This is a genomic window from Bradyrhizobium sp. HKCCYLS3070, from assembly GCF_051167575.1.
Classification (GTDB): domain Bacteria; phylum Pseudomonadota; class Alphaproteobacteria; order Rhizobiales; family Xanthobacteraceae; genus Bradyrhizobium.
This window is the reverse complement of sequence record NZ_JBNPTI010000002.1, coordinates 847,091-858,237: the sequence shown is the minus strand read 5'-3', so window position 1 is coordinate 858,237 and position 11,147 is coordinate 847,091. Positions and strand designations below refer to the sequence as shown.

Below are 11,147 nucleotides of genomic sequence, written 5' to 3'. Positions count from 1 at the left end.
GACGAGTTCACCCTCGCTGCAGCCGCTCAGAACCTTCGTAAGATGGCCAAGCTGATCCCGATGCCCGCGCTGACGCCCGCGTGAACCACACCGCGCCAATTCGTCCTCGAAACAGATGGCGTTCACGACGAAACTACTGCCGACTTTTTCAACGGAATCGGCCATAAGCTGAAATGAAGAGGCGAGTCGAAGCTCGGACCTCCTTCTTGCTATATCGGCTCAATCTCGCCGGGACGCCAAGTTTTGTCGAACCACGGCTGAAGCGGGCCGTAGAGGCGCAGGAGCGTGTTCCATCCTTTGCCGGGGATGGTCTGCACCCAGTTGTTCTCCTTCCCAGCCGGAGCCTTGGGCCCGAAATAGACGTCCACTGACCCGTCCGCGTTGACCATGAGTTTCGGGTTCTGGCTGGTTGCGGCTGGCCAACGCTGGTCGGTCTGAAGCATGGAGCGGGTCTGATTGTCGTAGAGGATGACCGACCAGAACTGCTTGACTGGAATATTGGGCGGCAAGTGCAGCTTGTAGTTCTTTCCGCCGTCGAATGGCTTGTTTTGGCTGTCGACGAACGCGGCCATGTACTGCGATCCCTCGCCAACCGACTTGGAATCCATCGCCGGCGTCACGCCGGTCGCGTAGAAGAAGAATGCGGAGTAGGCATCGAGGATGCGCGCGCCGTTTTCCTCGAACTTGTAGCCGCCGAAGAAACCCGTTCGCCACGCGCTGTTGGGGTAATAGTAGCTTTCCTTGATCCGCAACCGACCATTGATCGCACGGGCGGTCGCATCGCCTACCAGGGCGGCTTCGGTCAGAATTTTTTTCATCCGTGTATCGGGCGCGAAGGGCTTACCCTTGCGGATGCCGACCGATGCGTAGAGGCCGAGTGTGACCGGGTCGACTGTATCGGTCGGCTCCTCCTGCACAACCTGATTCAGATACTCCCAGAAGGGATAATCTCCCGGAGCCAGCGTGCTAAATGCTTTGCCGGAAACATGCACGAAATTGAGTTTCGGCGGATTCGCAGCATCTTTCAGGTGATAGATTTTCGTGTGCTCTTCGACCGCGTCGACGCCGGGCTTCGGATCGCCATTGACCAAGAACGAGCGCCACGGAACCCAGACGCTGAACGTCGCCGGCTTCACGACAAAGAAGCCGGTCGGCACCTCGCCGTTGTAGCCGGGCGGCAAGATCAGGTACTTGCCGCCCTGACCCTTGTCCGGACCGACGAGTCCAACATCAGTGACAAAATTATACCACATGTCGTTGATGAGGCCGAGCACATTGGGTGGCACTTCGAGCACCAGAGGCCCGTCACGCAGGTCGAGCCAAAACCAAGTGTACGGCGTGTTGTTGTTCGGCGTGAGAAAGAGCGACTTCGAGTCCATCCTATCCTCGAAGATCGGCACCGTCAGATTGAATGGACCCAGCTCCGCCATTCCCTTTCGATTTGCCAATTGGTTCACTGGAGCTAAGGCCAACAGGTAAGCTTGGACGGCGTGTTGAAAGTCCAGATTGTCGTAGAGCCTTTCAACGGTCGCATCGTCGGGAAAGCCGTCGAAGAAGTTCAGCGTCCCAAGGCGGGTCTCTACCTTGTCCGGGATTGCAACGCCCGGCGGTATCGGCGTTTGCATTTTGTATTGCTGAGCGTTGAGCGGAATTGCCGAGAGCGCCACAAGAGACAAGGCAGAAACTACTGATGCCGCTAATTTCATGATACGGCCCTTCTTGTCAGATGTTGAATTCATAAAGCATCTCTTCGTAAGTCCCATGATTATCGGGACTTCGTGCAGGGCTACAAATCTCGCAGCTCGCAGATGACCAATCAACGTCTGCCAGCGCGATTGACCGGGCCACCGCGATTTACCGTCCCAGCACCCACCACCGCCTGTCGTGCAACGGGTCGCGGCCTCAGAACTACGCCCGGCCGTACGACGCAATTGGCTGGATAGCCAACGTATGTGCAGTACACCACAGCGCTGGCTTTCTCAGTGCTCGCGGCTACGAACCCGGTTATCAGCAGCGTAGTCGCTATTGCGATTGAGAGCTTCATTTTCGCCTCCTCCGCCGAAGACAAATAGTTTCATTAGAAACGATCTTCGCGTTGATCCAGATCAACAGGCCAACTCAGAATAATTTGGATGAGAATGTTGCAGATGCCGTTTGCGAGAAGCCGAATCGTCCTTGGCAAACCGCCGTAATGCGGCCGGCTCAATTTTCGGCTGTCTCGCGGCATACGAAGGAGCGAAGCGCCATGGTCCTCGTGATGGTACTCTACATCGTCATGGTCTGGCTCCTGTTCTCGAAGCTGAAGCTTGTGAAATGGGGATGGGGGGCCGGCACCATCACCGTTGTCATCGGCGCTTTCATCTTGATGGTCTTCCTTGGCCTGTTCAACTCGCTCACGCCCGCCGGCCGCTTTGTCGTGATCTCTAGGGTGGTCGAGGTCACACCCAACGTCTCGGGCCAGGTCGTAAGCATCCCCGTCCAAGTCAACGCCCCGGTGAAGGCCGGCGCCATCTTGTTCCAGATCGATCCGGCACCTTACAAATACAAGGTCAGCCAATTGGAGGCCTCGCTCGCTCAGGCGCAGCAGCAAGTCAAACAACTCAAGGCCAGCTATGATCAAGCCAAGGCGAACGCCGATGCCTTGAAGCAACAGCTCGTCTACCGGACCCAAAGGTTGGCCGACATTCGGAAGCTCGTCGCAACCGGCTCTCAGGCCGAGTTTCGTCTGCAGGACACGCAGGTGCAGTACGACACCGTGCAATACCAATTGCTCGCAGCGGAAGCCGCAGTAGAGAACGCCCGGCTCGCAATGGAATCCGAGATCGGAGGCGAGAATACCAACGTTGCACAACTCCAGGCTCAGCTCGAAAACGCCCGGTGGGAGCTGGATCAGACCACCATTCGGGCAACGGGCGACGGCTACGTCAGCAGCCTGGCACTGGCGGTTGGCGCTCGGGCATTGCAGACGCGTTCCGAGATGTCATTCATCCTCACCAACGACATCACCATTCTCGCGACGTTCAAGCCGAACGCCTTCCAAACAGTGAAGCCCGGAGCAACCGTAAAGCTGGTCTTCGACGATAATCCCGGCGAGATATTCGGGGCGCGAATACTCGAAATCCCTCGCGGCATCGGTCAGGGCCAGATCGCGGTTTCCGGCCAATTAGCACGCGTCGGTTCGATCGGTGGCGCTCAGGGCTACCCGGCGACGATCTCGTTGCCAGATAATTTTGACAAGACGCGGCTGCGCCTCGGGATGCCCGGCAGCGCATGGGCCATCGCCGCAAACGCCGGCCCAATCGGAATGATCACGTCGATTCTCGTCTGGATAAGTTCGTACCTCGCATACTTGTGAGACTCTGCGTAGCTCAAATACACCGACGGCTCCGGCGAGGAATCAAGTCTCCGGTCTAATGACCGCTTTGGAGCAGACATATAGCTGTCTGAGCAGTCTTGGGTGCCACAGGAGTTGCGAATTTTCGCCAAGGGTCACACCTTGGCACGCATTTCAGCCAAGTGGGCGGTGTATGTTGATCCTGGTCAATATTGGAAACGCTGGGAGCGCGATCCTATTGTTACTCAAAAACAAGGGAGGCTTTCATGCGATGTTCGACAGCAGTTCTTTTAGCCCTCGTTGCCGCCGCGCCCATCTCGGCGTCGCTCTCGCCAGCGCGCGCAGCTTCGGAGTGTCCAGCTTCCGGAAGCTTATCGGACTGGGGTATCAATTCGACCGGCTACTTCAACGTCGCTTCTGGTGGAAGCTGCCTGTTTCCAATTCGGATAGCGGGCGTGATGAAAAGCTCGAGCATTTCACAGAAGCCGGCTCACGGCACCCTGAAGAAGCTAAATATTTCGACATTCCAGTACACGGCGAAAGCAGGCTACAAGGGCCCCGACAGCTTCGCCGTGACGGCAACTGGCAAGGGACCGACTGCCTCCGGAACGTCGGTGATCACCATGAACGCGACGGTTCAATAGGACTTCCCTTTTCGCCGATAGACAAAGGCCCACTTCCAACCGGAGTGGGCCGCTTTTGTTTAGCCGAGCACGCGCGAACGGAAACCGCCGAGCACGGCGGGCTGACTGAAATCATCGGTAGTCTGCTGGTAGGCGTAGCCGACGAAGCCGACAAAGACCTGCTTCGACAGGAATTGCGATACGCCCCAATCGAAATGGAAGTCGATGCCGCTCTGGTACTGCGTAGCGGTAGCCTCGCAGACGTGCTGCCACACCTGCCGTCCATCAAATCCCCATAGAGCCTGCCGCACCAGTCCTGCCCACCAAGCGCGGTTTCCTCCCTTGGAGGCTTTCGGACGACGGCCGCCCGAATATGCCGCGCCGTCAATCATGCGGCCGGCATCCGAAACCCTTCACAAAAGCAGACATAGGCGGAGGGCGACGGCACCACGTTCGTCCGTCAGCCCCCGGGGCCGTCCTTCATGATGTAGCCCATCAGGTCGTCGACGTTGTGCTCCAGATCCCGGATGATGTTCTTGACGACGTCTCCGATCGAGATCACGCCCACGACCTTGCCCGCGTCCAGCACCGGCAGATGGCGAAAACCACGCTGAGACATCATGGCCATGCAACTGTCCAGCCGGTGGTCCGGCTTGACCGTCACCGGGTTGCCCGTCATCACCTGGCCCACCGGCGTCTGCTTGGCGTCGAGCCCAGGCAGCAGCACTTTGATGGCGCAGTCCCCCTGCGTCACGATGCCGACCAGCGCGCCGTCGTCGATGACGAGCACCGACCGGACCCGGTTGTCGCGCATCTGGCGCAAGGCTTCGACGACCATGTCGTCGGAACGAACATGGATCACGGCGCCACTCTTCTGCGCCAGCGCGCTTCTTACTGTGCTCATCGATGTCCCCTCCTGGACCCCCGTCCTGCCCCGCCTTGATGGTCCACATGGCAGGATAGTCGAAATATCCGGCTTCGTCAGCGCCGCGCCGATGCCGTGCGCCTGGCCGTGAACCGAACGATGATCGGGGTCACAGGCGGCCCATCGATTCCTGGGATTGCAGAGGTCAGGTCGTCCCCGAGAGCGGAACCATCGGGTGCCGGCAAGAATGTTGCTCGGCAAAACGCAAGTCGATCGACTGATGGCGGTCAGGTAGAGAGCTCTGGGTCAAGAGGCGGCGTACTGGAATTCCTCCCCCACGTCCGCGTCGTCCCTGGCAGCGGACATTCGCATTCATTTTGGCCGGCCGACGCCGCCTGCCTCCTGTCGTGACGCCCGCGCGCTCATCCAGGCTCCAAGCGCTGTCCCCGCGTCGCGGAAACCGACAGCAGACCGAGCTCTGCCCAATGGCCTCCCCCGGCAGCCACGTCGGCTCGGAAACTCTTCACGAAGCAATTTGAAGGCTTTGACGTGAATGAACATGCGCCCTTAACGAAAACGGGCAAAAATAGGTCGCTGATCTTCACCTACCTGACCACAGTACCGTTTCGCGCTGACGTGAAATCTCGATAGCCGCGTGGCGAGGCGGTCACCGCCGAAGCGAAATCCGAAATGCCTTCACAGAAGAGCAGGCCGGGGTTTGCAACTGCCGCGTGAAGAATTGGTAAGGAAACGTTAAGGAAAATTCGGGGATTTCTGATGATTGCGCCGGAAGAAGAGAGATTGCTGAAGACGTACCTGGTCGAGATGTTCGGCCAGATCAGCAGCATGCGGCGCGAACTCGCCGCTCTTCAAGGCGACGGCAAGGGCAGTTTCGCGACGATGACCGACACCCTCGACGCGATCGTCGAGAATACGGAGACGGCCGGGAACGCGATCCTCGAAAGCATGGAGGCGATCGGCGCCAGCGTCGCGAAGTTGCAGAAAGTCAAAGACCCGACTGCCGCAGCGGTCTGCGACGAGATCGTCGACAGCACGAACAAGGTGTTCGAGGCATGCGCGTTTCAGGACCTCACAGGGCAGCGGATCACGCGCGTGGTCAAGTCGCTGCAGTTCATGGAGGACCACATCAACAAGCTCGTCCGCATCTGGGGAAAAGAGGAGCTGGCGCGGCTGGCCACCGAGCTTGCTGCCCCAAGCGCCCCGGACTTGATGGAGGGCCCGAAGCGGCCGGGCGTGGCGATTTCCCAGGACGACATCGACAAGCTGTTCGCGTGAACAACGGCCAGGCGTGATGCCCGCTCCGCGTCATTGCGAGGAGCAGGGCGACGAAGCAATCCAGGGCCGCGCAGCGACTCTGGATTGCGTCGCTGCGCTCGCAATGACGGAGCAAACTAACGCGCAGCGCCGTTACGGCCGCAGCGTCTCCATGAACCGCACCGGCTCGCCGGTCGCTGGCGTCAGCAGCTCGCCCTGCCACATCACGCGCTGGCCGCGGACGAACGTGCCGACCGGCCAGCCGGTGACGCGCAGGCCATCATAGGGCGTCCAGCCGGCTTTCGAGGCGACCCATTCGTTGGTGATGGTCTCGCTGCGCTTGAGGTCCACGATGGTGAGGTCGGCGTCGTAGCCGGCGGCGATGCGGCCCTTGCGGGCGATGTTGTAGATGCGGGCGGGGCCAGCGCTGGTGAGGTCGACGAAACGTTGCAGCGACAGCCGGCCGGCATTGACGTGGTCGAGCATGATCGGCACCAGCGTCTGCACGCCGGTCATGCCGGAGGGCGAGGCCGGATAGGTCTTGGACTTTTCCTCCGCGGTGTGCGGCGCGTGGTCGGAGCCTAAGATGTCGACGATGCCCTGGTGGACGCCCCACCAGATGACGTCGCGATGATCGACTGATCGCACCGGCGGATTCATCTGCGCGTAGGTGCCGAGCCGCTCGTAGCACTCCGGCGCCGCCAAGGTGAGATGATGTGGCGTCGCCTCGACGGTGGCGACGTCCTTGTGGTCGCGCAGATACACGATCTCCTCCTTGGTGGAGATGTGCAGCACGTGGATGCGCTTGCCGGTCTCGTGCGCGAGGGTGACGAGACGTTGCGTGGCGCGCAGCGCCGCCTCCTCGTCGCGCCACACCGGGTGTGAGCGCGGATCGTTCTCGACGCGCAGGTCCTTGCGCTCGTTGAGGCGGTACTCGTCCTCGGCGTGGAACGCGGCACGGCGGCGGATCACCTGGAAGATGCGGCGCAGGCTGTCGTCGTCCTCGACCAGCAGCGAGCCGGTGGAGGAGCCGACGAACACCTTCACGCCGGCGCAGCCTTCGGCGCGCTCCAGCACCGGGAGCTGCTCGACATTCTCGCGGGTGCCGCCGATGAAGAAGGCGAAGTCGCAATGCATGCGATGGCGGCCGGCAGCGACCTTGGCGGCGAACGCCTCCTCGGTCACCGTCAGCGGATTGGTGTTGGGCATCTCGAACACGGCGGTGACGCCGCCCATCACGGCGCTGCGCGAGCCGGTTTCGAGGTCCTCCTTGTGAGTGAGACCAGGCTCGCGAAAATGCACCTGGGTGTCGATCACGCCGGGCAGCACGTGCAGGCCCTTGCAGTCGATGATCTCGGCGGCCGAGGCTGTGCCGAGATCGCCGATCTCGACGATGCGTCCACCCGAAATGCCGATGTCGCGGACGCCCTCGCCGTCCTGATTGACCACGGTGCCGGATTTCAGAATGACGTCGAAGCGCGCGCTCATGAAGCCCTCATAGGATTTCATTCTCCTGACCGCCCCAAGACAGATCGATCATGCTGCGCGCCTGCCCATTTGCTGGCCTCCGGTGGCACGCGAGTCTCGATCTTTAGAATGAAGCCACCGCGCGGCGGCGTTTCAGCCTTGTGGTTTATGCCTGGGCGGCTTACGTTTCAGTGCGGCCTGTCGCAAGAGGTTTTTCGGATGAAGGCGACGTTTCTCGACGACCGGGGCGTGGTCCAGGTCAGCGGCGACGATGCACGCAAGTTCCTCAACGGTCTCTTCACCACCGACGTCACCAAGCTCGCGCCCGGCGAGGCCCGGTTCGGCGCGCTGCTGACGCCGCAAGGCAAGATCATCGTTGATTTCCTGGTGGCGCAGGTGCCGGCGACGGACGCGGGCGAGCGCTTCCTGCTCGACTGTCCGCGCGCGCTGGCGCAGGCGCTCACCGACAAGCTCAACCTCTACAAGCTCAGGGCCAAGGTCGCGGTCAGCAATCGCTCCGGAGAGCTCGGCGTGATCGCGGTCTGGGATGGCGCCATCGGCGCAACGCCGGAGCCGAGCTTCGCCGATCCGCGTCATGAGCGCCTCGGCGCGCGCGTCATTGCGCCGCAGGAGGCGCTGGCGGAGATCGCCGCACGGCTCGGCGCCGAGATCGTCGATTCCGACGCCTATGAGGCGCATCGTATCGACTGCAGCGTGCCGCGCGGCGGGCTCGACTTCATGTATGGCGACGCCTTCCCGCACGAGACCAACATGGACCGGCTGCACGGCGTCGACGTCGGCAAGGGCTGCTATGTCGGCCAGGAGGTCGTGAGCCGCATGCATCATCGCGGCACGACGCGCACGCGCGCGGCGAAGGTGCTGCTCGACGGGCCGAGTCCCGAGCCGGGCACGCCGATTCTGGCCGGCGACAAGTCGGTCGGCACCATGGGCTCGGCCGCCGCGCAGAAGGGCATGGCGCTGCTGCGCATCGACCGCGCCGCCGAGGCGTTGGAGGCGGGAACGCCGCTCACCGCCGGCGGCCTCGTTCTGCGCATCGCGGATCCCGACGCGCTGCAGGGCGCGCCGAAGCAGACGGTCGCCTGAGCCGGTCTCATGGGTCGCGCTGCTGTCGTCCATCCCGATGGCCTGACGCGCTGCCCCTGGCCGGGCAGCGATCCGCTCTATGTCGCCTATCACGACACCGAGTGGGGCGTGCCGGAATATGACGACCGCGCGCTGTTCGAGAAGCTGATCCTCGACGGCTTCCAGGCCGGGCTGTCGTGGATCACGATCCTGCGCAAGCGTGACAATTTCCGCCGCGCCTTCGATGATTTCCAGCCGGAGAAGGTTGCGCGCTATTCCGACAAGAAGATCCACGCGCTGATGAACGATGCCGGCATCGTGCGCAACCGCGCCAAGATCGAAGGGACGATTCTCAGCGCGAAATCCTGGCTCGACATCCAGGACAAGGGTCCCGGCTTCTCCAAGCTGCTGTGGGACTTCATGGACGGCGCGCCCAAGGTCAACCAGTTCAAGACCACCGCGAGCGTGCCGGCCTCGACGCCGCTGTCGATCAAGATCTCGAAAGAGCTGGCCGCGCGCGGCTTCAAGTTCGTCGGTCCCACGATCGTCTACGCCTTCATGCAGGCGACCGGCATGGTCAACGACCATCTCGTCACCTGCTTCTGCCACGAGACCTGCAGCGGCAAGCGCCGCGCCCCGCGCCTCAAGCCTCCCAAATGACGACTGACAAGGCCCCGAGCGGGCACGACCGCGTCTGGCAGCGCATGCTGTCCGGCCGGCGGCTCAACCTCATCGATCCCTCGCCGCTCGATGTCGAGATCGCCGACATCGCCCATGGGCTCGCGCGTGTCGCGCGCTGGAATGGCCAGACCACCGGCGCGCACATCTTCTCGGTCGCGCAGCACACGCTGCTGGTCGAGACGGTGATGCGCGCGCGCAAACCCAACATCGATGCGAAGCTGCGGCTCGCCGCGCTGCTGCACGATGCACCGGAATACGTCATCGGCGACATGATCTCGCCGTTCAAGGCGGTGCTCGGCGACGGCTACAAATCAGTCGAGAAGCGGCTGCTCGGGGCGATCCACATCCGCTTCGGGCTGCCGGCGGAGATTGCTCCGGAGATCGAGCGCCAGATCAAGGCGGCCGACCGCGGCGCCGCCTTTCTGGAGGCGACCCGGCTGGCCGGCTTCTCGGAAAGCGAGGCGAAGAAGCTGTTCGGCCGCGACCCCGGCCTGCCGGACGCCACCGTGACGGATTATCTGACGCCCTGGAGCGCGGCCAAGGCCGAGAAGCAGTTCCTGACCCGCTTCAACGCGGTGCTGGGGGCGTGCTGAGATGCCGCTGACGCCGGACGAGCGCCGCAACGAACGGCTGAAGCTGGCCGCCAACTGGGTCAACACGCTGGCGACGGCCATCGTCACTGCCGGGACGTTCGTGCCGCTTGCCCAGTTCGTCTATGGGGTGCTGCCGCCCAGCACCCCCGCGGGCCTGATCTACGGGTCGGGGGTCGTTTGCATTATCACCGGAGTGCTCATACATTTGCTCGGTCAGTGGATCCTGGGAGGTCTTCGATGACCACGCACCAGTTCGTTGCCCTGAGCTTTCCGCTCCTGACCGCCTTGGCCGTCGCCATTGTGGCCCTGTTCGTGCGCCGTCCCTGGTCCGAGAAACCGGTCGAGATCGCCCCTCAGAACCGTGAGCGGGTGCTCGATCATCTCGAGCGGCTCAACGCCGAGATCGAGGGCAAGGCCCATCTGGTCCGCCAGGAGCTGCGGCAGCTCAAGAACACGCGCTGAGGGCCGTCGGCGCACACATGCGCCAGCCCGACGGCTGACATCCAAAACGCGCTTTTGCCCTTGTGCCCCCATTCGTATAATCGGGCGTTCAAAGGCTCGCCATGATCCACGTCTGCTCACTCGCCGCCCTGCCCGAGACCGTGCGCCTGACCGGCGCCAGCCACGTGCTGACCATCATGGCCAATGTCGAGCAGGTGCGGCGACCGGAGACGATCCGCCCCGAGAACCATCTGCGGGTCTCGGTCGACGACATCACCGAGCAGCTTCCTGGCTTCATGGCGCCGAGCGAGGATCACGTCGCCCAGGTGCTGGAGTTCGTGCGCGGCTGGGATCGTGCGGCGCCGCTGGTGATCCACTGCTATGCCGGCATCAGCCGCTCCACCGCGAGCGCCTTCGCCGCGGCCTGCGCGCTCAACCCCAATCGCGACGAGCTCGATATCGCCTGGGCGATCCGCCAGGCCTCGCCGATCGCCTCGCCGAACCGGCTGATCGTCAGCCTGGCCGACAGGGCACTGGGCCGCCAGGGGCGCATGGTGCGCGCGCTGGACGCGATCGGGCCCGGCGCCATGATGGTCGACAGCGCGCCGTTCCGGATCGATCTGGACTGAGTTGCGGCGCTACGTAGCCGCGTACCGGTGCGCTTTGAACTTATGTTCCACGGTTTGACACAGAGGGAACGACGGCCATCGTGCGGCCCGACGGAGCGGTTGGCCGATTCGCCGGGGTCCGCAAGGGCTCGCAGCTTCCCTCCACCCGTGACGCCT

At 62.6% G+C, this 11,147-nt stretch carries 12 protein-coding genes and 1 pseudogene; 9 read left to right on the top strand and 4 right to left on the bottom strand.

Annotation, left to right across the window (positions count from 1 at the left end; all coding sequences use genetic code 11):
- Window positions 1-209: 209 nt before the first annotated feature.
- Window positions 210-1,739 carry a DUF1254 domain-containing protein gene (locus ACQR03_RS12580; RefSeq protein ID WP_434841215.1) on the bottom strand — a complete coding sequence of 510 codons (1,530 nt, stop codon included), beginning with the start codon at window positions 1,737-1,739 and terminating at the stop codon, window positions 210-212.
- A gap of 356 nt (window positions 1,740-2,095) precedes the next feature.
- Here ACQR03_RS12580 and ACQR03_RS12575 point away from each other — a divergent pair, with 356 nt between their 5' ends.
- Window positions 2,096-3,355 (top strand): HlyD family secretion protein, encoded by a 1,260-nt coding sequence (locus tag ACQR03_RS12575; protein ID WP_434841216.1) that lies wholly within the window; start codon window positions 2,096-2,098, stop codon window positions 3,353-3,355.
- Between the two features lie 245 nt (window positions 3,356-3,600).
- A complete protein-coding gene (locus tag ACQR03_RS12570) occupies window positions 3,601-3,978 on the top strand; it encodes an Ig-like domain-containing protein (RefSeq protein ID WP_315717213.1) in 378 nt (125 codons plus the stop codon).
- Between the two features lie 62 nt (window positions 3,979-4,040).
- Here ACQR03_RS12570 and ACQR03_RS12565 read toward each other — a convergent pair.
- Together ACQR03_RS12565 and ACQR03_RS12560 are read right to left on the bottom strand one after the other, a co-directional pair.
- A pseudogene (locus ACQR03_RS12565) lies at window positions 4,041-4,202 on the bottom strand (transporter); the annotation flags it as partial.
- Window positions 4,203-4,417: 215 nt separating this feature from the next.
- Window positions 4,418-4,861 carry a CBS domain-containing protein gene (locus ACQR03_RS12560; protein ID WP_316159425.1) on the bottom strand — a complete coding sequence of 148 codons (444 nt, stop codon included), beginning with the start codon at window positions 4,859-4,861 and terminating at the stop codon, window positions 4,418-4,420.
- Between the two features lie 738 nt (window positions 4,862-5,599).
- Here ACQR03_RS12560 and ACQR03_RS12555 point away from each other — a divergent pair.
- A complete protein-coding gene (locus ACQR03_RS12555; protein WP_316167499.1) occupies window positions 5,600-6,118 on the top strand; it encodes a protein phosphatase CheZ in 519 nt (172 codons plus the stop codon).
- Between the two features lie 132 nt (window positions 6,119-6,250).
- Here ACQR03_RS12555 and ACQR03_RS12550 read toward each other — a convergent pair whose 3' ends face one another.
- Window positions 6,251-7,585 carry a dihydroorotase gene (locus ACQR03_RS12550; RefSeq protein ID WP_315773974.1) on the bottom strand — a complete coding sequence of 445 codons (1,335 nt, stop codon included), beginning with the start codon at window positions 7,583-7,585 and terminating at the stop codon, window positions 6,251-6,253.
- A gap of 198 nt (window positions 7,586-7,783) precedes the next feature.
- Here ACQR03_RS12550 and ACQR03_RS12545 point away from each other — a divergent pair, with 198 nt between their 5' ends.
- The 6 genes from ACQR03_RS12545 to ACQR03_RS12520 all read left to right on the top strand — a co-directional run bounded on the left by ACQR03_RS12545 (window position 7,784) and on the right by ACQR03_RS12520 (window position 10,991).
- On the top strand, window positions 7,784-8,668 hold the full coding sequence (locus ACQR03_RS12545; RefSeq protein ID WP_315754028.1) for a YgfZ/GcvT domain-containing protein: 885 nt from the start codon (window positions 7,784-7,786) through the stop codon (window positions 8,666-8,668).
- A 9-nt stretch (window positions 8,669-8,677) separates the two neighbouring features.
- On the top strand, window positions 8,678-9,307 hold the full coding sequence (locus ACQR03_RS12540; RefSeq protein WP_434841217.1) for a DNA-3-methyladenine glycosylase I: 630 nt from the start codon (window positions 8,678-8,680) through the stop codon (window positions 9,305-9,307).
- Complete coding sequence (locus ACQR03_RS12535; RefSeq protein WP_315717218.1) at window positions 9,304-9,921, top strand: HD family hydrolase; 618 nt, start codon at window positions 9,304-9,306, stop codon at window positions 9,919-9,921. The genes ACQR03_RS12540 and ACQR03_RS12535 overlap by 4 nt, the downstream gene beginning before the upstream one ends.
- A 1-nt stretch (window position 9,922) precedes the next feature.
- Window positions 9,923-10,162 carry a hypothetical protein gene (locus ACQR03_RS12530; RefSeq protein WP_315717219.1) on the top strand — a complete coding sequence of 80 codons (240 nt, stop codon included), beginning with the start codon at window positions 9,923-9,925 and terminating at the stop codon, window positions 10,160-10,162.
- Complete coding sequence (locus ACQR03_RS12525; RefSeq protein WP_315717220.1) at window positions 10,159-10,383, top strand: hypothetical protein; 225 nt, start codon at window positions 10,159-10,161, stop codon at window positions 10,381-10,383. The genes ACQR03_RS12530 and ACQR03_RS12525 overlap by 4 nt, the downstream gene beginning before the upstream one ends.
- Before the next feature lie 101 nt (window positions 10,384-10,484).
- Window positions 10,485-10,991 carry a tyrosine phosphatase family protein gene (locus ACQR03_RS12520; protein ID WP_315717221.1) on the top strand — a complete coding sequence of 169 codons (507 nt, stop codon included), beginning with the start codon at window positions 10,485-10,487 and terminating at the stop codon, window positions 10,989-10,991.
- Window positions 10,992-11,147 lie beyond the last annotated feature (156 nt).